General features: G+C 66.7%; 22 protein-coding genes. 13 read left to right on the plus strand and 9 right to left on the minus strand.

Translation table 11 applies throughout. The features are described from left to right. The 3 genes from DSP71_RS24430 to DSP71_RS20345 form a co-directional block, all read left to right on the plus strand. The coding region (locus tag DSP71_RS24430) for an AAA family ATPase (protein WP_258546582.1) at nt 1-1279 on the plus strand (1279 nt) is incomplete at its 5' end. Between the two features lie 56 nt (nt 1280-1335). Further along, the gene (ftsY, locus tag DSP71_RS20340; RefSeq protein ID WP_113681914.1) at nt 1336-2208 is read left to right on the plus strand and encodes a signal recognition particle-docking protein FtsY; all 873 of its coding nucleotides are present in this window, start codon (nt 1336-1338) and stop codon (nt 2206-2208) included. A gap of 44 nt (nt 2209-2252) precedes the next feature. Then, nucleotides 2253-2753, plus strand: coding sequence for a DUF2004 domain-containing protein (locus DSP71_RS20345; RefSeq protein WP_046748457.1), 501 nt, complete (start codon nt 2253-2255; stop codon nt 2751-2753). A 33-nt stretch (nt 2754-2786) separates the two neighbouring features. On the opposite strand, the gene lipA is transcribed toward DSP71_RS20345, so the two are convergent. Together lipA and lipB are read right to left on the minus strand one after the other, a co-directional pair. Continuing rightward, a complete protein-coding gene (gene lipA / locus DSP71_RS20350; RefSeq protein WP_113681915.1) occupies nt 2787-3776 on the minus strand; it encodes a lipoyl synthase in 990 nt (329 codons plus the stop codon). Further along, a complete protein-coding gene (gene lipB, locus DSP71_RS20355) occupies nt 3773-4426 on the minus strand; it encodes a lipoyl(octanoyl) transferase LipB (protein ID WP_061017677.1) in 654 nt (217 codons plus the stop codon). Before lipB ends, lipA begins: the two co-directional genes overlap by 4 nt. A 97-nt stretch (nt 4427-4523) precedes the next feature. Between lipB and DSP71_RS20360 the strand changes: the two genes are divergently transcribed. Together DSP71_RS20360 and ffh are read left to right on the plus strand one after the other, a co-directional pair. Continuing rightward, nucleotides 4524-5108 carry a TetR/AcrR family transcriptional regulator gene (locus DSP71_RS20360; RefSeq protein WP_046747082.1) on the plus strand — a complete coding sequence of 195 codons (585 nt, stop codon included), beginning with the start codon at nt 4524-4526 and terminating at the stop codon, nt 5106-5108. A 52-nt stretch (nt 5109-5160) separates the two neighbouring features. Continuing rightward, nucleotides 5161-6726 (plus strand): signal recognition particle protein, encoded by a 1566-nt coding sequence (ffh, locus tag DSP71_RS20365; RefSeq protein ID WP_113681916.1) that lies wholly within the window; start codon nt 5161-5163, stop codon nt 6724-6726. Nucleotides 6727-6732: 6 nt separating this feature from the next. On the opposite strand, the gene DSP71_RS20370 is transcribed toward ffh, so the two are convergent. Continuing rightward, complete coding sequence (locus DSP71_RS20370; RefSeq protein WP_058630602.1) at nt 6733-7647, minus strand: EamA family transporter; 915 nt, start codon at nt 7645-7647, stop codon at nt 6733-6735. 77 nt (nt 7648-7724) lie between these two features. On the opposite strand from DSP71_RS20370, the gene DSP71_RS20375 reads away from it, so the two are divergent. Then, nucleotides 7725-8648: a LysR family transcriptional regulator gene (locus DSP71_RS20375; protein ID WP_113681917.1), complete on the plus strand. Its 924-nt coding sequence runs from the start codon at nt 7725-7727 to the stop codon at nt 8646-8648. Between the two features lie 30 nt (nt 8649-8678). Here DSP71_RS20375 and glpK read toward each other — a convergent pair whose 3' ends face one another. The 3 genes from glpK to DSP71_RS20390 form a co-directional block, all read right to left on the minus strand. After that, the gene (gene glpK / locus DSP71_RS20380; RefSeq protein WP_113681918.1) at nt 8679-10193 is read right to left on the minus strand and encodes a glycerol kinase GlpK; all 1515 of its coding nucleotides are present in this window, start codon (nt 10191-10193) and stop codon (nt 8679-8681) included. 26 nt (nt 10194-10219) lie between these two features. Beyond that, nucleotides 10220-10972: an MIP/aquaporin family protein gene (locus tag DSP71_RS20385; protein ID WP_028501983.1), complete on the minus strand. Its 753-nt coding sequence runs from the start codon at nt 10970-10972 to the stop codon at nt 10220-10222. A 92-nt stretch (nt 10973-11064) separates the two neighbouring features. Continuing rightward, a complete protein-coding gene (locus DSP71_RS20390) occupies nt 11065-12774 on the minus strand; it encodes a glycerol-3-phosphate dehydrogenase/oxidase (protein WP_113681919.1) in 1710 nt (569 codons plus the stop codon). A 102-nt stretch (nt 12775-12876) separates the two neighbouring features. Between DSP71_RS20390 and DSP71_RS20395 the strand changes: the two genes are divergently transcribed. Further along, nucleotides 12877-13848, plus strand: coding sequence for a sugar-binding transcriptional regulator (locus DSP71_RS20395; RefSeq protein WP_021200458.1), 972 nt, complete (start codon nt 12877-12879; stop codon nt 13846-13848). Nucleotides 13849-13880: 32 nt separating this feature from the next. On the opposite strand, the gene DSP71_RS20400 is transcribed toward DSP71_RS20395, so the two are convergent. Beyond that, a complete protein-coding gene (locus DSP71_RS20400; protein ID WP_046747076.1) occupies nt 13881-15032 on the minus strand; it encodes a glutamate--cysteine ligase in 1152 nt (383 codons plus the stop codon). A 210-nt stretch (nt 15033-15242) separates the two neighbouring features. On the opposite strand from DSP71_RS20400, the gene rpsP reads away from it, so the two are divergent. Genes rpsP through trmD form a run of 4 tightly spaced genes read left to right on the plus strand, consistent with a single transcriptional unit; the run spans nt 15243 to nt 17250 of the window. Then, the gene (rpsP, locus tag DSP71_RS20405) at nt 15243-15677 is read left to right on the plus strand and encodes a 30S ribosomal protein S16 (RefSeq protein WP_046747075.1); all 435 of its coding nucleotides are present in this window, start codon (nt 15243-15245) and stop codon (nt 15675-15677) included. A 6-nt stretch (nt 15678-15683) separates the two neighbouring features. Continuing rightward, nucleotides 15684-15914 (plus strand): RNA-binding protein, encoded by a 231-nt coding sequence (locus DSP71_RS20410; protein WP_017830729.1) that lies wholly within the window; start codon nt 15684-15686, stop codon nt 15912-15914. Then, a complete protein-coding gene (rimM, locus tag DSP71_RS20415) occupies nt 15907-16515 on the plus strand; it encodes a ribosome maturation factor RimM (RefSeq protein WP_113681920.1) in 609 nt (202 codons plus the stop codon). Before DSP71_RS20410 ends, rimM begins: the two co-directional genes overlap by 8 nt. Nucleotides 16516-16533: 18 nt before the next feature. Next, entirely contained in the window at nt 16534-17250 is a 717-nt protein-coding gene (gene trmD, locus DSP71_RS20420; protein WP_058630607.1) for a tRNA (guanosine(37)-N1)-methyltransferase TrmD, read from the plus strand. Nucleotides 17251-17278: 28 nt separating this feature from the next. Here trmD and DSP71_RS20425 read toward each other — a convergent pair whose 3' ends face one another. Together DSP71_RS20425 and map are read right to left on the minus strand one after the other, a co-directional pair. Continuing rightward, the gene (locus DSP71_RS20425) at nt 17279-17872 is read right to left on the minus strand and encodes a histidine phosphatase family protein (protein WP_218867351.1); all 594 of its coding nucleotides are present in this window, start codon (nt 17870-17872) and stop codon (nt 17279-17281) included. An 85-nt stretch (nt 17873-17957) separates the two neighbouring features. Beyond that, a complete protein-coding gene (gene map / locus DSP71_RS20430) occupies nt 17958-18740 on the minus strand; it encodes a type I methionyl aminopeptidase (protein ID WP_046747071.1) in 783 nt (260 codons plus the stop codon). Nucleotides 18741-18849: 109 nt separating this feature from the next. Between map and DSP71_RS20435 the strand changes: the two genes are divergently transcribed. Together DSP71_RS20435 and rplS are read left to right on the plus strand one after the other, a co-directional pair. After that, entirely contained in the window at nt 18850-19338 is a 489-nt protein-coding gene (locus tag DSP71_RS20435; protein WP_113681922.1) for an MFS transporter permease, read from the plus strand. A 168-nt stretch (nt 19339-19506) separates the two neighbouring features. Further along, nucleotides 19507-19854: a 50S ribosomal protein L19 gene (rplS, locus tag DSP71_RS20440; protein ID WP_045265383.1), complete on the plus strand. Its 348-nt coding sequence runs from the start codon at nt 19507-19509 to the stop codon at nt 19852-19854. The last annotated feature ends 26 nt before the right edge of the window (nt 19855-19880 follow it).

A 19880-nucleotide genomic window follows, 5' to 3' on the forward strand; every position in this document is an offset into this window, starting at 1 on the left:
CGCAGCGCCGCGGCCGGTTCTGGATGCATCCGCACGGGACGGACTCCTCGAAGCTCTCGAGCTGGCACGTGAGGGCGAGGTGCGGGCTCGACTCGAGATCGAGACCCTGCGCGAGCGCGTCCGCGCCGCGCAGTCCCGGGTCGCGAGCCTGGAACGGCAGCGCGAGCAGGAACGTGACGCTGCGGCTGAGGCGGCCCGACGCGCGGTCATCCGCCGCGCGCAGCGGGAGTCGGCCTCAGGCGTTGCGGACGAGTTGCCGCGCATCCTCGATTCGCTCGATCGTTCCGTAGCCGAGGCACGTCTCGCGCTCAAAGAGGCCGAGGCCGCTCGGTCGGCCCAGAACCAGGAACTCGTCGGCCTCAGGGCTCAGGAGGCATCGCTGCGCGAACGTCTGACAGGGCTCACCGAGAGCGTGCACGGGCTCGAGCTGCAGATACACGAGAAGAAGCTGCACCTGAACAGCCTGCTGGAGCGGGTCTCCTCCGAACTGGCCCTGGACGAAGATATTCTCATCGCGGAATATGGTCCTGACCAGCTCGTCCCGCGCGATCCGACCACGACGACAGCGGCGGACCGAGACGCCGGAGACGGCGCCGCGGCGATTCCTTTCGATCGCCGCATCCAGCAGCGCCGTCTCGCAGAGGCGGAGCGCAAGCTGGCGCAGCTCGGACGCGTCAACCCGCTGGCCCTCGAGGAGTTCGCCGCGCTGGAGCAACGCCACGCCTTCCTCACCGAGCAGCTGGCCGACCTCACTCAGACGCGACAGGACCTGCTGACGATCATCGCCGACCTCGACGAGCGGATGCAGACCATCTTCGCGAGCGCCTTCGAGGACACGAAGGAGGCCTTCGGCCAGGTGTTCCCGCTGCTGTTCCCGGGGGGAACGGGCAGCATCTCGCTCACAGATCCCGACAACATGCTGACCACCGGCATCGAGGTGTCGGTCCGTCCTGTGGGAAAGAAGATCGAGCGCCTGTCGCTGCTGTCGGGCGGCGAGAGGTCGCTCGCGGCGGTGGCTCTGCTGGTCGCGATCTTCAAGGCTCGGCCGAGCCCGTTCTACATCCTTGACGAGGTGGAGGCAGCTCTGGACGACGCGAACCTCGGTCGTCTGCTGACCGTGTTCGAGCAGCTGCGGGAGAGTTCGCAACTCCTCGTCATCACGCATCAGAAGCGCACGATGGAGATCGCTGATGCGCTGTACGGCGTCTCGATGCGGCAGGACGGCGTCTCGGCGGTCGTAGGACAGCGGGTCGGCGACCGAGCTGCGGCCGCGGTCTGACCGAGTCCATCGGCGCGCACGCCTTCCATCCGCTGAGCACCCCGTAGGCTGGTGGGATGGCGGAGAAGTCCTTGTCTCTTGGTCGTGCACTGCGCGGCATGTTCGTCAAGCCCACCATCGATGAGACGACCTGGGAGGATCTGGAGACCGCGCTCATCACGGCTGATTTCGGCCCTGACATCAGCGAGCGCGTCGTCGACGAGCTGCGCCAGAAGGTCGACCGTTACCGGACGACCGACCCCAAAGACCTCCAGCGCATGTTGCGGGAGACGCTCGAGGAGCACTTCGCGAAGTTCGACACGACGCTGAAGCTCACCGAGCGCCCCGCAGTGGTCCTCGTCGTCGGCGTCAACGGCGTCGGCAAGACCACGACCATCGGGAAGTTCACCAAGTTCCTCCGGGGGTACCAGCGCAGTGTGGTGGTCGGTGCCGCCGACACGTTCCGCGCAGCAGCGGTCGATCAGCTCGCGACCTGGGCGCAGCGCGGTGGGGCGGCGACCGTCCGTCCGCAGCAGGAGGGTCAGGACCCCGCCTCAGTGGCATTCCAGACGGTCGAGTATGCGAAGCGCGAAGGCATCGAGATCGCGATCATCGACACGGCGGGCCGCCTGCACACGAAGGGCGGCCTCATGGACGAGCTCTCGAAGGTCCGGCGCGTGATCGAGAAGCAGGCGCCCATCAGCGAGGTGCTGCTCGTGCTCGACGCCACCACCGGCCAGAACGGCGTGATGCAGGCGGAGGCATTCCTCGAACACGCTGGCGTCACCGGACTCGTCCTCACCAAGCTGGACGGGTCGGCCAAGGGCGGCTTCGTGCTGGCCGTGCAGGAGCGCACGGGCATCCCGGTCAAGCTGCTCGGACAGGGCGAGGGGATCGATGACCTCACCGGTTTCACTCCTCATGTCTTCGTCCAGTCGCTGGTCGGTTGACGACGGGACTACCGCAGTGAGCACGAGGCTGGTTTCATAGCGTTATGGCGATCGAACACGACTACTTCGGACTCCTGTCCTCGGGCCCGGACGGATCGATCTTCTGGTCGGAGACCGTGGAGCTCGGTGATCAGAGTGTGACCGTGGACCTGACCGCTCCGGACCAGGACGACGTCTCGTCCGATGCGCTCGACATCGCCGCCTCGCTCATCGCGGGCCTGGAGAGCGTCGACGACACGGCGCGTCGAGGCATGCTCGCAGAGGTGGACGACCGCACCAGCGAGGTCACCGAGTACATCCTTCAGCAGCAGGAGGCGTACGGCGATGACTTGCCCGACGTGCTCGTCGACGTGTCGGGAGACGCCGCCGTCGACATCATCCGCTCGCTCCGGCTCATGAGCATGACGATCCTCGCCGACGAGCATGGGGGCTCGGAACCATTCGCGGTGCTCGAGTACGCGCTCGACGACAGCTCGTCAGATGACGTCCTGCTCGTCAATCTCGGCTCCGACGGCAGCGTGCAGTCGGTGATGAGCGCGGACTAGCCGCACGAGCGGCTACCCCGGGCAGCGACGAGGTCAGACGGCCTGGGCGAATCCGAGATCGGCGCTCTCTGCGATGTGGGAGAGGTGCGCGGGGATCTCGCGGCCCTTGGACGTCATCGACTGCGCCCACAGGCGCCCCGCCCGGTAGGAGGAGCGCACGAGCGGACCGGCGAGGACGCCGAGGAAACCGATGCGCTCGGCTTCCTCCTTGAACTCCACGAACTCCGCTGGCTTCACCCAACGAGAGACCGGGTGGTGCCGCGGTGTCGGGCGGAGATACTGCGTGATCGTGATGATGTCGCAGCCGGCATCGTGCAGATCGTTGAGCGCCTGCACGACCTCCTCCGGCTCCTCGCCCATGCCCAGGATGAGGTTGGACTTCGTGATGAGCCCGGCGTCGCGGGCTTGAGTGAGCACGTTCAGCGAGCGCTCGTAGCGGAAAGCGGGTCGGATGCGCTTGAAGATGCGGGGAACGGTCTCCACGTTGTGCGCGAACACCTCTGGTCGGGCGTCGAAGATCTGGTTGAGGAAAGCCGGATCGGCGTTGTGCTCGTTCGCGAGCAGCTCCACCCCGGTGTTCGGGTTGAGCTCGTGGATCTTCCTGACAGTCTCCGCGTTGAGCCAGGCACCCGTGTCGGGCAGGTCGTCACGGGCCACGCTGGTCACGGTCGCGTACCGGAGGTTCATCCGCTGCACACTCTCGGCGACGCGGCGGGGCTCGTCGGTGTCGTAGTCAGCCGGCTTGCCGGTGTCGATCTGGCAGAAGTCGCAGCGACGCGTGCATTGCGACCCGCCGATGAGGAACGTCGCTTCGCGATCCTCCCAGCACTCGTAGATGTTCGGACAGCCGGCCTCCTGGCACACGGTGTGCAGGTCTTCGCTCTTCACGAGCGAGTGCAACGCCGTGTACTCCGGACCCATCTTCGCCTTGGTCTTGATCCACTCGGGCTTGCGCTCGATCGGTGTCTCGGCGTTGCGGATCTCCAGACGGAGGAGCTTCCGGCCCTCGGGTGCGGCGGTCATGCGTGGGCTCCTGACAGTTCGGGGGTCGAGTATTCGGCGAGAAACGCACGGGTCACGGCATCGACGAGGTCACGGGGCGAAACGGAGGATCCCGTGACCTCGCTCACGGTCGTGACACCCGCGTCGGTGATGCCGCACGGGATGATGCCGCGGAAACCGGCCAGGGAGTTGTCGCAGTTGATGGCGAAGCCGTGCATCGTGACTCCTTGCTGCACCCGTACCCCGATCGCGGCTACCTTGTCCTCGGAGAGCGGGCGGCGCACCCAGACGCCGCTGCGGCCCTCCACCTGATAGCCGTCGACTCCGAGCGGGCGCAGCACCTCGATGAGCAGACGCTCCAGTCGGCGCACGTGGGCGACCACGTCGATGGGCTCGCCGAGGCGGACGATCGGATAGCCGACCAGCTGTCCTGGGCCGTGCCAGGTGATCTTGCCGCCGCGATCGACGTCGATCACCGGCGTGCCGTCGTGCGGACGCTCATGCGGTTCCGTGCGCTTGCCCGCCGTGTACACGGCTTCGTGCTCGAGCAGGATGAGGGTGTCCTGCCGAGTGCCTGCGACCACGTCGGCATGGACCCGGCGCTGAAGCTCCCACCCGTCGAGGTACGGCACCGGCGTAGGAACGAACCCGGGCGTGAGGATCTCGAGCATCACAAAACCGCCTTCGGTGTAAATGGACTGAGAGCAACAATACTCCTTCGGGTCGAGGACGGCGTTCTCGATCCGCGCCGCGCGGTAGCGTGAGTGCATGAGTTCGACGGGGAAAGCCGGGCGCCCGAAGGCATCGTCACGGGAGACGCTCGCCGAGGCTGCGTGCGAGCTCTTCTTGGAACGCGGTTACGCTGCCACTTCGGTGGCGGACATCACGCAGCGCGCCGGGGTGAGCCGTTCGAGTTTCTTCAACTACTTCGCTTCGAAGAGCGACGTGCTGTGGTCAGGAATCGACGAACGGGTCGGTGAGGCTGTCGAGTCTCTCCGGGGCCTGGGCCGGGTCGCGACGGGGGAGTCGGTGCGGGAGATCCTGCTGCGGGTCGTCCACGACTTCGCACCGGATCCGCTTGCTCTCGCCCTTCGCAACGCGGGGGCGATGGGGCTGGAGGACGAGCTCGTGCGCGACACCGGCCTGCGAATGGCACGCTTGTCCGCTGCCGTGTCGCTCGCGGCGTCCTCGGCGGGCGTGGACGTGATCCGGGCCGACATCCTCGGGGCGGCGCACGCGGCTGCGGTGCTCTCGTCGCTGCGCGTGTGGGCAGAGCAGGGCGCGGGGCGCGGAACGCCGGAGACCGTGTTGCGGGAAGCGCTGGCGATGATTCACGACCTGCCCTGGTCCTGAGCCCGCACGGCGCTGAGCGGCGCCGCTTCACTCGCGTAGAATCGTACGCACCATGGCTACCTTTGGCACGCTCTCCGATCGGCTCACCGAAACCTTCCGCAATCTGCGCACGAAGGGAAAGCTCACCGCCGCCGATGTCGACGGCACCGTGCGCGAGATCCGTCGCGCTCTGCTCGACGCCGACGTCGCGCTCGTGGTGGTCAAGGACTTCACGGCGAAGGTGCGCGAGCGTGCCCTCGGCGACGAGGTCAACAAGGCGCTGAACCCGGCGCAGCAGGTGGTGCAGATCGTCAACGAGGAGCTCGTGCAGATCCTCGGCGGCGAACAGCGCCGCCTGCAGTTCGCGAAGACGGCACCGACCGTGATCATGCTCGCGGGACTCCAGGGCTCGGGTAAGACGACCTTCGCCGGCAAGCTGGCCAAGCAGCTCGAGGGCGAGGGGCACACGCCTCTGCTCGTGGCCGCAGACCTCCAGCGTCCGAATGCCGTCAACCAGCTGCAGGTGGTCGCGGAGCAGGCGGGCGCGACCGTGTTCGCTCCGGAGCCCGGCAACGGCGTCGGCGACCCGGTGAAGGTGTCGCGCGACGGTGTCGAGTATGCCCGTCGTCAGCAGCACGACGTCGTCATCATCGACACCGCCGGACGCCTCGGCGTCGATGCCGAGCTGATGAAGCAGGCTGCGGACATCCGCAAGGCCGTGAGCCCCGACGAAGTGCTGTTCGTCATCGACGCGATGATCGGTCAGGATGCGGTGAACACCGCCAAGGCCTTCCAGGAGGGCGTCGATTTCACCGGCGTCGTCCTGTCGAAGCTCGATGGTGACGCCCGTGGTGGCGCTGCGCTCTCGGTGGCCTCCGTGACCGGACGCCCGATCATCTTCGCCTCGACCGGTGAGCGTCTCGAGGACCTCGAACCGTTCCACCCCGACCGCATGGCGAGCCGCATCCTCGACCTCGGCGACATCCTGACCCTCATCGAGCAGGCCCAGCAGGCCTTCGATGAGGAAGAGGCCATGAAGATGGCCGAGAAGCTCGCAACCGAGGCCTTCACCCTCGAGGACTTCCTCGAGCAGCTTCAGCAGATGAAGAAGATGGGCTCCATGAAGAAGATGCTCGGGATGCTCCCGGGCATGGGGCAGATGAAGCAGCAGCTCGCCGACTTCGACGAGCGCGAGATCGACCGCACCGAGGCGATCATCCGCTCGATGACTCCGGGCGAGCGACGCAACCCGAAGGTTCTCAACGGCTCGCGTCGGCTGCGTATCGCCCGCGGCTCCGGCATGACCGTCACGGATGTGAACCAGCTCGTGCAGCGCTTCGAGCAGGCCGCGAAGATGATGAAGACCGTCGCTCGTGGGGGTACCCCCAACATCCCCGGCATGGGACCCGTGCCTGGTATGGGACGACCCGGCGCGTCGTCCAAGCGAGGGAAGAAGAGCAAGTCCTCCTCCGGCAAGTCCCGCTCGGGAAACCCTGCGAAGCGTGCAGCGGAGAACGCGGGCATCGCATCCTCCACGACCACGCCCACCGGATCGGGGTTCGGGATCGGCGGCGGTGCTGCCCAGGCTCCGAGCGAGGCCGACCTCGCCGAGATCCAGAAGCTCTTCGGCAAGAACTGAGTGCACTCAGCGCGGCGCCGAGAGCGCTTCGCCGAGTGTCTCCTCGGCACGTCGGTCTGAGCTCGGCTTCGGACGCGTGACGAACTGCCCCAGGACGAGCGCGCCGAGCGTGAGCACGAATCCGATCGCCTGAGGCGCGGTGAAACGCTCACCGGCGACCACCAACCCCAGAAGTGTCGCGACGATGGGGGACAGGAGTGCAAGGAGCCCCGGCGCGACGACCGGTAGCTGCTGGACGCCTCGGAACCAGAGCGTGTACGCGATGATTCCCCCGGCGGTGGCGAGCCACAGGTAGCCGAGAGCGGCATTGCCGTCGATCTCCCGAGGCACGCCCTCGACCATCAGAGTGACCGGTAGCAGCAGCATGCCGCCCGCGCTGAGCTGCCAGCCCGCGTAGGACACGGGCCCCACCCCGACGGGGCGACCCCAGCGTTTGGTGAGGATCATGCCCACACCCGTCGCTGTGACACCGCCGAGCGCAGCGAGAACGCCCCAGAGATCGAGTTCGGCGGCCGGGCCGAGCACGACCAGAGCGACGCCTCCCGCGCCCACGAGAGCCGCTGCGGCCGTGATCGGCCGGATGCGCTCGTGTAGGACGAGCGCTCCGAGAGCCAGGACGATGAGTGGCTGCGCTCCGGCGACGGCGGCGGCGACGCCGCCGGGAAGCCGCTCCGCGGCCAGGAACAGCAGAGGGAAGAAAGCGCCGATGTTGAGCGCGCCGAGGGCGAAGGACTTCCACCACCACGACCCTGACGGAAACCGCCGACTGATGGCGACCGCGAGAAGACCCGCAGGGAGTGAGCGGAGCAGACCCGCGAACAGCGGGTGCCCGGCCGGAAGCAGTTCGGTGGTCACGAGGTAGGTGGTGCCCCAGGCGATGGGAGCAAGAGCAGTGGTCAGCACGAGCGTCATGCGGTTCATGCCTTCAGCCTGCGACCATGGAGCCGATGAGTCCAACGCATAATTGCACCATGACGCATGAAGAGAGATCATGAATCGTGGAACTCCAACAATTGCGGTACGTCGTGGAAGTCGCCGACACCCTGAGCTTCACCCGCGCCGCCGAGCGATGCTTCGTGACGCAGTCCGCGCTGAGCCATCAGGTCGCCTCACTCGAACGCGAACTCGGCCGGCGCTTGTTCGTTCGCTCCAGTCGCCAGGTGCGCCTGAGCGAGGCGGGCGAGGCATTCCTCGGTCATGCGCGCGCTGCCCTCCGAGCTGCTGAAAGAGCCAGAGAGGATGCGGCCGCGGTAGACGGTGTCGTCGAGGGGACGCTTCGGGTCGGTGTCATCCCTACGGTGACCGCCGTCGACGTGCCGGCCGTGCTCGTCGCCTACCGTGCGGCGTACCCGGACGTGCGGGTGGAACTGCAGGTCGGGAACAGTGATGTCCTGATGCGCAGGCTCCGGCACGATGAGCTCGATGTCGCCCTGCTGGGCCTGCGCGAAGGCGTTGAACCTCTGGGAGTGGCGTCCCGTGTGCTCTCTCGTGAGCGGCTCGTCGCCGTCTTCCCTCGAGGGCACGAGCTCGCGCACAGGAGCGACATCGCACTGGAGGACCTCGCGGGGATGACGTTCGCGGACTTCCCCGTCGCGACTTCGGGACGAGCCCAGAGTGACGCGGCATTCCACGCGGCCGATCTCCCGCGCGATGTGGCTTTCGAAGCCGACTCCGCGACCCTCATCCTCGGCTTGGTGGAGGCGGGCTTGGCGGTGACCTTGCTGGCGCCGGGAACCGTCCAGCGCTCCGCGTTCGACGTGTCCATCTCGACAGTGCGCGGTGGCCCGGTGCGGGTCGAGTATCTCGCCTGGGATACGGCGGCACCGAGGAACGTCGCTCGCGCGTTCGTCGGTGTCGTGGAAGCCGTCACGTCGAGCTGGGAGAGCTCGGACAGCGCATGGAGAAGCGGGTCCGGAGCATGAGCTCCGAACCCGCTTCGCCTTCGTGTCAGATCACTTCACGTCGTCGTCGACCCAGTCCATCGACTTCGTGACGGCCTTGCGCCACAGCCGCAGCTGACGGTCGCGCTCTGCTTCGTCCATCGACGGCTCCCAGCGCTTGTCCTCCTGCCAGTTGGCGGAGAGGTCGTCGAGCCCGTTCCAGAACCCGACTGCGAGGCCTGCCGCATAAGCGGCACCGAGGGCCGTGGTCTCCGCGACGACCGGACGCACCACCGGCACGCCGAGGACATCCGCCTGGAACTGCATGAGCGCGTCATTCGCGACCATGCCGCCGTCGACCTTGAGCTCGGTGAGGTCCACACCGGCGTCCGCATTCACGGCGTCGAGCACGTCGCGCGTCTGGAAGGCGACGGCCTCGAGCGCTGCGCGAGCGATGTGGTTCTTGTTCGCGTAACGGGTGAGCCCGACGATCGCGCCTCGGGCGTCAGGACGCCAGTACGGTGCGAACAGACCGGAGAAGGCGGGCACGATGTACACGCCGCCGTTGTCCTCGACCTTGTCGGCCAGCTCTTCCACCTCAGGGGCAGAGGAGATGATGCCGAGCTGGTCGCGCAGCCACTGGATCAGGGATCCGGTGACGGCGATGGAGCCCTCCAGCGCATAGTGCGTCGGCTGGTCGCCGAGCTTGTAGCCGACGGTCGTGAGCAGCCCGTTCTTGGAGTGGACGATCTCCTCGCCCGTGTTGAAGATGAGGAAGCAGCCCGTGCCGTAGGTGTTCTTGCTCTCGCCCTTCTGGAAGGCGGCCTGCCCGAACGTCGCGGCCTGCTGGTCGCCCAGGATGCCGGCGATCGGGGTCTCGCGAAGCAGCGAAGAGTCCTCCGCCGCACCGTAGACCTCGGAAGAGGAGCGGATCTCGGGCATCATCGAGCGCGGCACGCCGAACGCCTCGAGGATGTCGTCGCGCCACTCGAGCGTCTCGAGATCCATGAACATCGTGCGCGACGCGTTCGTCACGTCCGTGACGTGCACACCGCCGTCGACGCCGCCGGTCAGGTTCCAGAGGACCCAGCTGTCGGTCGTTCCGAAGATCAGGTCGCCGGCCTCCGCCTTCTCGCGAGCGCCTTCGACGTTCTCGAGGATCCAGGCGATCTTGGTTCCCGAGAAGTAGGTCGCCAGGGGGAGCCCGACGACCGGCTTGAACCGCTCCACGCCGCCGTCTGCCGCGAGACGATCGACGATCGCCTGCGTGCGGGTGTCCTGCCACACGATCGCGTTGTAGGCGGGCTTGCCGGTGGTCTTGTCCCAGACCACCGCGGTCTCGCGCTGGTTGGTGATGCCGACGGCCGCGATGTCGTGGCGCGTCAGGTCGGCGCGGCTCAGGGCGAGTCCGATGACCTCCTGGACGTTGCGCCAGATCTCCGAGGCGTCGTGCTCGACCCAGCCGGCCTTCGGCAGGATCTGCTCGTGCTCCTTCTGGCCCGTCGCGATGATGCTGCCCTTCTTGTCGAAGATGATCGCGCGGCTCGAAGTCGTTCCCTGGTCGATGGCGAGGATGTAGTCAGCCATGTTGTTCTCCTTTGAATTCAGGTCGTTCAGGCGAGGTGCAGCAGGACGGGCGCTGCGGCAGCGGCGATCGCGCCACCGATCAGCGGACCGACCACCGGGACCCAGGAGTAGGACCAGTCGCTGGAACCCTTGCCCTTGATCGGGAGGATCGCGTGCGCGATACGCGGACCGAGGTCGCGGGCAGGGTTGATCGCGTAACCGGTCGGGCCACCGAGCGAGGCACCGATAGCGACGACGAGCAGAGCGACGGGGAGGGCCGTGAGCGGTCCGAGGCCTCCGGGGGTTCCCACCTCGATGTCGCCGTAGTCCGCGAACGCGAGGATCACGAAGACCAGCACGAAGGTGCCGATGATCTCGGTGACCAGGTTCCATCCGTAGGAGCGGATCGCGGGGCCGGTCGAGAAGACGCCCAGCTTGTTGGCGGCCTCCGGCTCCTCGTCGAAGTGCTGCTTGTAGGCGAGCCACACGACGATCGCACCGATGATCGCACCGACGAGCTCCGCCGCGGTGGCGACGAGGAACATCGGGAAGTCGATCGTGCCGGAGATCAGCAGTCCGATGCCGACGGCCGGGTTGAGGATGGCACCGGAGTACGCGGAGACGAGCACACCGGCGAAGACCGCCAGACCCCATCCCCAGTTGACCATCAGGAAGCCGCCGCCGAAGCCTTTGTTCTTCGCGAGCGCGACGTTGGCGACGACACCACATCCGAGCAGGACCAGCATCGCTGTTCCTACCAGTTCGGAGAGGAAGTAGAGACCGAGATTCACATCAGCCATGTCTTCTTTGACCTTTCTTGTGTGTCGGGGCCCCACTGCCCCGACACTTTATGGGAGTTGCACCGCGAGGAGGGCGGCAGTCCGAGACCCCGTCAGCCGCGGGCGCGGGACGGGATATCGAGTCCGTGACGTTCGTTCAACAGTTCGCGGGTCTGCTCGACCTCGGCATCGTGGCGCGCTCGGTCCCAGCCGAGCATCGGCGCGAGGGCATCGGCGATCTCGTCAAGAACCTCGGCGGTCGCCCCGCCGGTGAACGCGATGCTGGTGCGACGCAGGATGACATCCTCCAGGCGGGTCACCAGCTCGTTCTGCACCATCCACTCGAGTTCACGCGTGGAGAGGTCACCGCCGGCGAGTGGCGCGTCCGCACCCTGCTCGACGAACTCCCAGACCTGTGCCGCGCGGGTACCGTATCGGGCCAGCAGCTGATCGGCACGTGCGCCGGCGCCGGGAAGGTTCTCCTGGAACCAGATGCGCTTGGCCTTCTCGGTGCGGGGGAACTCGCGCCCACCGCCGATCGCGCGCCCTGCCGTCGAGACCGTCCTGGTGCGATCGATCAGGCCGAGCACCGTGTCGGAGAGGGACTCGCCGAGTGCGCGGAACGTGGTCCACTTGCCGCCGACGAGGCTCACAAGCGGCACGGCGCCCTTCTGGTCGACCTCGACGCGGTAGTCGCGGGAGACGAACCCGGGGGCCGTGTCCTCGTGACGAGGCAGGGGACGGATTCCCGAGAACTTGTAGACGATCTGCTCGCGCGACACCGGAATGGTGGGGAACACGTGGTGGATGAGATCGAAGAAGTAGTCGACCTCCTCCTCGGTGCACACGGCCACTTCGCGTGGATCGGCATCGATGTCGGTGGTGCCGACGAGAACGCGTCCCTTGAGGGGGTAGATGAGGACGATGCGACCGTCGGAGTGCTCGAAGAAGATCTCGCGTCCGCGGGTCGCCTCGAGCAGTTCGGGGTGGTCGAGCACGATGTGCGAGCCCTTGGTTCCTCCCATGAACCTCGTCTCGGTGCCGAGGGCATCGTTCGTGAGGTCGGTCCAGGGACCCGATGCGTTCACGACGACATCGGCCTGCACAGAGAACTCCGTGCCGCTCTCACGGTCGCGGAGCACGACCTTGTCGCCGTCACGAGAGACGGCTTCGACGTAGTTCAGCGCGTGCGCGCTCGGGTGGGCGGATCGTCCGTCCTGGAGCACGTCCAGAGCCAGGCGCTCGGGGTCGTGCATCGAGGCGTCGTAGTAGGTCGCGGTGTACTTGATCTTGGGGTCGAGAGAAGGCAGCTCGGCGAGCGACTTCTTGCGGCCGAGGAAACGGTGCCGAGGAACGGTGCCACCATCGCGCGAGAAGGTGTCGTAGATCGTCAGCCCGATCTTGATGAGGAAGGCTCCGCGCTCCTGCGGCTTGCCGCTCTTGTGCGTGAGGAAGCGCAACGGCGCGGAGAGGATGCCCGAGAAGGTCGAGTAGATCGGGATGGTCGTCTCGAGCGGCTTCACGTAGTGAGGGGCGATCTTCAGAAGACCGTTGCGCTCCTCCACGGATTCGCGGACGAGTCGGAACTCGCCGTTCTCGAGGTAGCGGATGCCGCCGTGGATCATGTGGCTCGACGCGGAGGAGGCGCCGGAGGCGAAGTCCCCTCGTTCGACGAGCACGACGTCGACTCCCTGCAGCGCCAGGTCGCGGAACGTGGAGATTCCGTTGATCCCGCCGCCGATGACGAGGACGCTCGTGCGCCCGGATTCGCGGACAGCGCGAATCTCCGCGCGCTCCGCCGACGAGTGTGCCGAATCGATCATCGTCGACCCTCTCTTCCTTGCTTGCCACCAGCATCGACCTGTGTGACATCCCGCGCAAGCCCACTGCACATATGTGCAAGGATCGAAGCTGAGGAGGACGTCATGGCCGGTGCAAGCGCGGAATCTCGCGACAGCAAGCTGATCGCGGCGCTCACAGCGGCGCAGCTCTACTACATGCAGGACAAGACCATGGAGGTCATCGCGAAGGAACTCGGCACGTCGAGATCATCGGTCTCACGTCTGCTGAGCTTCGCGCGGGAGAGCGGACTGGTCGACATCAGGATCAACTCGCCGCTCGAGCGTCTCGGGATGCTCGAACACCGGATCCGGGATCGGCATCGAGTGGCCGCGCACGTCGTGCCGATGCCGGAGATCCTCAGCGAGGTCGAGCGCCTCGAGCGCGTGGCTCTGACGGCAGGGCGTCTGCTGTCGCAATTCGTCGACTCGAACATGGTCATCGGCGTCGCGTGGGGGTCGACGATCAGCGCTGTGAGTCGTGGACTCACCCAGAAGGAGACCCACAACACGACCTTCGTGCAGCTCAACGGCGCAGGCAACACCCAGACCACGGGTGTCGAGTACTCCAGCGACATCCTGCAGCGATTCGGCAGTGCGTTCGGCGCGCAGGTCCAGCAGTTCCCGGTGCCCGCGTTCTTCGACGATCCTGCGACGCGCGAGGCGATGTGGCGTGAACGCAGCACGCGACGTGTGCTCGATCTGCAGGCGAAGATGGATGTCGCCGTGTTCAGCCTCGGTTCGCCCGCTGCCGAGGTGCCGAGCCGTGTCTATGTGGGCGGGTACCTCGGACGTGACGACTATCGCAGCCTCCGCGAGGACCATGCGATCGGCGATGTCGCCACGGTCTTCTTCCGCTCCGACGGGTCGTGGCGGGACATCCGGGTGAACGCGCGCGCCACGGGCCCCGGCCTGGATCGACTCCGTCGGGTTCCACGCCGCGTGTGCGTCGTATCCGGCATCCCGAAGCTGGTGAGCCTCCGCGCCGCCCTGGCGGCCGGACTCATCACCGATGTGGTCCTGGACGAGGGACTCGCGAGGCGCCTCGTCGAGGACTGAACAGCGGCGTCCGCCGTCAGGCGTGCCGGGAGCTACGGCTCTTCGGTCGACGACTCGGGTCCGGAACGGAACTCCCTGATCAGATGATGCACGACCGCTGCGAGGTCGCCGTCCGCGGCGTCGGCGACGGCGAGCTGACGCGCGTAGCTGGCACCGCCGTCCAGGATCGTGGCGATGCCGCCGAACTCCCGGCCGCATCCGAGTTCGACAGCGGTCGGTGCCAGTGATTCGAGAGCTTCGGACAGATGCTCGCGAACGGGGCGCTGTGTGCCTGTCGCATCCACGATCACACGGGCGTCGAGCCCGTAGCGTGCCGCCCTCCACTTGTTCTCGCGGTGGAACCAGGCGGGAAGCTCGGGGAGGGTCCGCCCTTCGTCGAGCTGACGTGAGAAGTCCTCGACCAGGACCTGCACGAGCGCGGCGACCGAGGCGAGCTCGGGCAACGTCGACAGCCCGTCGCAGGCGCGCACCTCGATGGTCCCCCAGCGCGGAGCGGGACGGATGTCCCAACGCACCTCCGTGGCATCGGCCATCACCCCGGTGCGCACCATGTCGTCGAGATACGATTCGTATTGCGCCCAGTCGTGCAGGGGCCAGGGGAGCCCGGCGGTGGGAAGCTGCTGGAACACGAGCGCGCGGTTCGATGCGTAGCCGGTCCGCTCTCCCGCCCAGTAGGGACTCGACGCGGCGAGCGACTGTAGATGAGGGAGGTACCCCGCGAGGGCGTTGATGATGGGGAAGACCTTGCGCTGATCCTCGACGCCGATGTGCACGTGGATGCCCCAGATCATCATGTTGCGCCCCCACCACTGCGTGCGTTCGATCAGCGTGTGGTAGCGCGACTTGTCGGTCACCTGCTGGTCGTACCACTGTGCGAACGGGTGACTTCCCGCCGACAGCAGCTCGATGCCAGCGGGATCCGTCGCCGCGCGGACCGCCGCGATGGCGTTCCCGATGTCGTCGACCGCGTGCGCAACGGAGTCGCCGATGCCGCTCGTCACCTCGATCGTGTTGGTGAGCAGCTCGCCCGTGACGGTGTGTCGCTCGTCCGCACTCTCGGCTTCGAGCGCGGCGAGCAGTTCGGGTGCGCGCCCGACGAGGTCACCGCTCACCGGATCGGCGAGCATGATCTCCCATTCGAGACCGACGGTGGACCGGGCCGAAGAGGCGAACTCGAGTTTCACCCGCACAGTCTGGCACGCAGCAGGCGCGACACGGCAACGGGGGTTTCGCCACGTTTCGCGCCCGGCCCTCGGATCTGGCAGAATAGAGGGTCGGACGACCTGCTCGACCCTCTATCCAGCAGGAGTCCACACTCATTAGAGCTTCCGCCGGGTGTGCACCCCACTCTCCAGGCGACCGGTTCGTTTCCTTCCACACAATTCAGGAGAATCGTGGCTGTCAAGATTCGTCTCAAGCGCCTGGGCAAGATCCGCGCGCCGTACTACCGCATCGTCGTCGCCGACTCGAAGACCAAGCGCGATGGTCGCGTGATCGAGGAGATCGGCAAGTACCACCCCACCGAGGAGCCCTCGTTCATCGAGGTCGACTCCGAGCGTGCGCAGTACTGGCTCTCCGTCGGCGCACAGCCGACCGAGCAGGTCGCTGCCATCCTCAAGATCACGGGTGACTGGGGCAAGTTCAAGGGCGACAAGGACGCGAAGTCCACGCTCAAGGTCGCCGAGCCGAAGGCCCCCTTCGAGATCGACGCGTCCAAGAAGTCCGTCGTCAAGCCCAAGGCCGAGAAGAAGGCGGAGGCTCCTGCTGAGGAGGCTCCCGCCGCGGCCGACGCGGAGGCCGCTGAGGCTCCCGCAGCAGACGCAGAGTAATCCGCCGTGCTCGCCGCCGCGCTCGAACACATCGTCAAGGGGATCGTCGATCACCCGGAAGATGTCCGCATCAACGAATCCACATCGCCGCGAGGCGACCTCCTCGAGGTGCGTGTGCACCCCGACGACCGTGGACGCGTGATCGGGCGCGGCGGCCGCACCGCGAAGGCCCTTCGCACCCTCGTCAGCGCACTCGCTGACGGGCGGCGGGTCCGCGTCGATGTCGCGGATGACTGACGTGGTGGCGAAGGACCGCAACCAGGGCAAGAACCAGCTGCGAGTCGGGCGTCTCGTCAAGGCGCATGGGCTCAAGGGCGGACTCAAGCTCGAGCTGTACACAGACAACCCCGAGGGGCGCTTCGTCCCCGGAGCCGGTTTCACGTTGCAGGTGCCCGAGGCATCTCCGTGGCACGGCAAGGAGATCACGGTGCGCGAGTACCGGGTGATGAACGGCAACCCCGTCGTGTTCTTCCAGGATGTCGAGGACCGCGACGCGGCTGACAGCCTCGTCCGTGCCATCCTCTGGATCGATCAGGATGTCGACGAGGCCGAAGACGATGCGTGGTTCGATCACCAGCTCGTCGGCCTCGAGGTGGTCCGCGATGACACCGTGATCGGTCGGGTCGTTCGGGTGGAGCATTTCCCCGCACAGGACCTCCTCATCGTCAAGGCAGGCGAGGACGAGGTGATGGTGCCCTTCGTCTCCGCCATCGTCCCCACCGTCGATGTGCAGGCCGGTCGCGTGATCGTCACCCCGCCGCCCGGCCTCTTCGAGGAGGTCCCGGAGTCCACTGACGCCGAGCCGCAGGCAGGCGCGGACGCCGACGCGTCCGAGTGATCGCTGATACGGGTCCCCGTGCGCATCGACGTCCTCTCGATCTTTCCGTCCTACTTCGACGGTCTGACGCTCTCGCTGCTCGGAAAGGCTCAGGCGACCGGGATCATCGATCTCCGCATCCGAGACCTTCGCGACTGGACCTCGGACCGTCATCGCACCGTTGACGACACCCCCTACGGCGGCGGAGCGGGCATGGTGATGAAGCCGGAGCCCTGGGGACTCGCCCTCGATGACATCAGTGAAGCAGCTGCCGCAACGGTCGCTGAACGTCCCACCATCATCTTCCCGTCGCCCGCCGGAGAGGTGTTCACCCAGAAGACCGCGCGTGATCTGGCGACTCGCGAACATCTCATCTTCGGCTGCGGCCGCTACGAGGGCATCGACGAGCGCGTGTTCGAGTACGCCGCCGAGCGGGGCGATGTCCGGCTGATCAGTCTCGGCGACTACGTCCTCAACGGGGGAGAGGTCGCCACGATGGCGATGATCGAGGCCATCGGCCGGCTGATCCCTGGTGTCGTCGGCAATCCCGAGAGCCTCGTCGAGGAATCCCACGAGGACGGTCTGCTCGAGTATCCGTCGTACACCAAGCCCGCATCGTGGCGGGGACGATCGGTGCCCGACGTGTTGCTGAGCGGAAACCATGCGGCGATCGCCGCGTGGCGCCACGAGCAGCAGATCGAGCGAACACGGTCGCGCCGTCCCGATCTCCTCGACGACACGTCGCCGTCTTCCTGACTGAGGCCTCGAACCGGGAACGTGTCTCTCAGAGCATGCGCTCGGAGGCACCGTCGATCTCGAACACGACCCCGTGTGGGTGCCTCAGCCCGAGTGCGGTGGAGGCATCCAACCCTCGCAGTTCCGCACGCAGCATGCGCCCGATCATCTCGTGACTGATGAGAAGGGGGATACCTTGTGACACCCATCCGCAGCTGCTGAGCGCCTTGCGTGCGCGCGCTCTGGCCTGCGCGTAGCTCTCCCCGCCGGGAAAGGCCCACCCGTAGCGGTTGGCCGCCCGCTCTTCCCTTGCGGTCGGATACTCCGCGTCGATCTCCTCCCACGTCAGGCCGCTGAGCTCGCCATGGTCGAGCTCAGCGAGCTCGGGCACCTCGACCACGTCGGCACCGAGGCGCTCTGCGACGATCGTCGACGTGTGTACCGCCCTGCCGAGCGGACTGGAGCACACCGTGCGCACGTCGACGTCCGTCAACCGATCCGCGATCGCATGCGCTTGTTCGACTCCCTCGGGAGTGAGGGGCGAATCAAGCTGCCCCTGCAGGCGATGCTCTCTGTTCCACTGGGTCTGCCCGTGACGCGCGAGGAGCACTCGCTCCGGCACATGACGATCCTGCGGAATCATGGACTCAGGATGGCACACCGGAGCGCCGACCGCGCCTGCGTGCTACGTCTGCACGACCCGATACGACGATCAGTACCGTGGCAGGTCAGTCGACGCCGAGGAACGACCGGTCGGTCAGGATGATCGGGCCCTGCTCGGTGATCGCGATCGTGTGCTCGGAGTGCGCGCCGCGGGACCCGTCTGCGCTGCGCAGCGTCCACCCGTCGGGGTCTGTGACGAGTTCGTCGGTCGTGGCGAGAAGCCAGGGCTCCAAGGCGAGGACGAGGCCGGCGCGCAGGGGGAAGCCACGACCGGGGCGGCCGTCGTTGGGGACGTGGGGATCGCCGTGCATCGTCCGGCCGACGCCGTGGCCGCCGAAGTCGGTGTTGATCGAGTAACCCTCACCGTGTGCGATCGTGGCGACCGCTGCGGAGATGTCGCCGATGCGGTTCCCGACGGATGCGGCGTCGATCGCCGCGGTCAGGGCGCGCTCGGTCGTGTCGATGAGTCGGAGATCTTCGTCGCTGGCTGTTCCGACGACGAACGAGACGGCGGAATCGGCGACCCAGCCGTCGACTGCGACAGCGAAGTCGAGGGTGACGAGGTCGCCATCGCGGAGCACGTAGTCATGGGGGAGGCCGTGCAGCACGGCGTCGTTGACGGAGGTGCAGATGACCTTCCCGAACGGACTCGCTCCGAACGAGGGGTGATAGTCGATGTAGCACGACTCGGCGCCGGCGCGACGGATCATGTCGTGTGCGCGACGATCGATCGAGAGCAGGTTGGTTCCGACCTTGGTCTCGTCACGCAACGTCGCCAGGGTTTCGGCGACGAACCGCCCTGCGGCGCGCATCTCTTCGATCTCGGCGGGGGTGCGCAGTTCGATCATCGGTTGTCCTCTCGTCCCTCCCATTCTCCCTGATCGTGAGGCCGAGGAAGGCCGAGCGCTCTCAGCGAACACAGGAGCGCGCGTCGGATCGTCGTCGTACGATCTCAGCATGTGGTTGCGACAGGCCTACTTCCGATGGCTTCTCCCGGCGGCCTTCCTGCTGCCCCTGTGGCTGCTGATCGGGTGGGGTGTCTTCCAGGGCGGCTGGTCGATCCTGTGGGTGCTGCTCGTCGCCATGCCCTCCGTGTTCCTCGGGCAGCTTCTCCTCACCCTTCTGACGCGGTCCCGTCCGTCCGTCCGCATCGAGCGAGCGGTCTCGTGGTGGGACGTCGCCGGGTTCACGATCTGGAACGGCCTCACGATCGCGGTCGGGTTCTTCATCGACGGCGCATTCCCGTGGTTGCTCACGGGGGCTATCGTCGCGGGGATCGCGCTGATCTGGCTGCAGTTGTGGCAGCTGTGGAACGAAGCGAGGGGAAGTGGGGCGCGGTTGCGCGAGACCATCTCCTGGTCCACGATCCCCACCGTCGATGAGCCGACCGTGCCGACGCGTGCGCACGAGGTCATCGTGGTGCGGGAGACGGACACCCGGGACTGACATCGCGTTTTGGTCCGTCACCGCATTCGTGGCAGAATGAATGTTTGTGCTGTGACCGGCTCTGCCACAGGGGAGCCCGCGGACGCGTCAGCTCCGTACAGTTCAACCCTTTTCTTGTTCCTTTGAATACATGCATGCGACCTGTGGCGGGTGCAGAGAGAGACGATCATGCAGATCCTCGACGCCGTCGACGCGGCTTCCCTCCGTTCGGACATCCCGGACTTCTTCCCCGGTGACACCGTCAAGGTGCACGTCAACATCACCGAGGGCAACCGCTCTCGTATCCAGGTCTTCCAGGGCGTCGTCATCGGTCGCCAGGGTGACAGCGTGCGCGAGACGTTCACCGTGCGCAAGATCAGCTTCCAGGTCGGCGTCGAGCGTACCTTCCCGGTGCACTCCCCGGTGATCGACCACATCGAGGTCGTCACCCGCGGTGACGTGCGTCGCGCGAAGCTCTACTACCTCCGCCAGCTGCGTGGCAAGAAGGCGAAGATCAAGGAGAAGCGCGACCGCTGAGTCGACGCATCTCCGAAGCACCCCGG

The sequence above is a fragment of the Microbacterium sp. H6 genome, assembly GCF_003314775.1.
Taxonomy (GTDB): Bacteria; Actinomycetota; Actinomycetes; order Actinomycetales; family Microbacteriaceae; genus Microbacterium; species Microbacterium oxydans.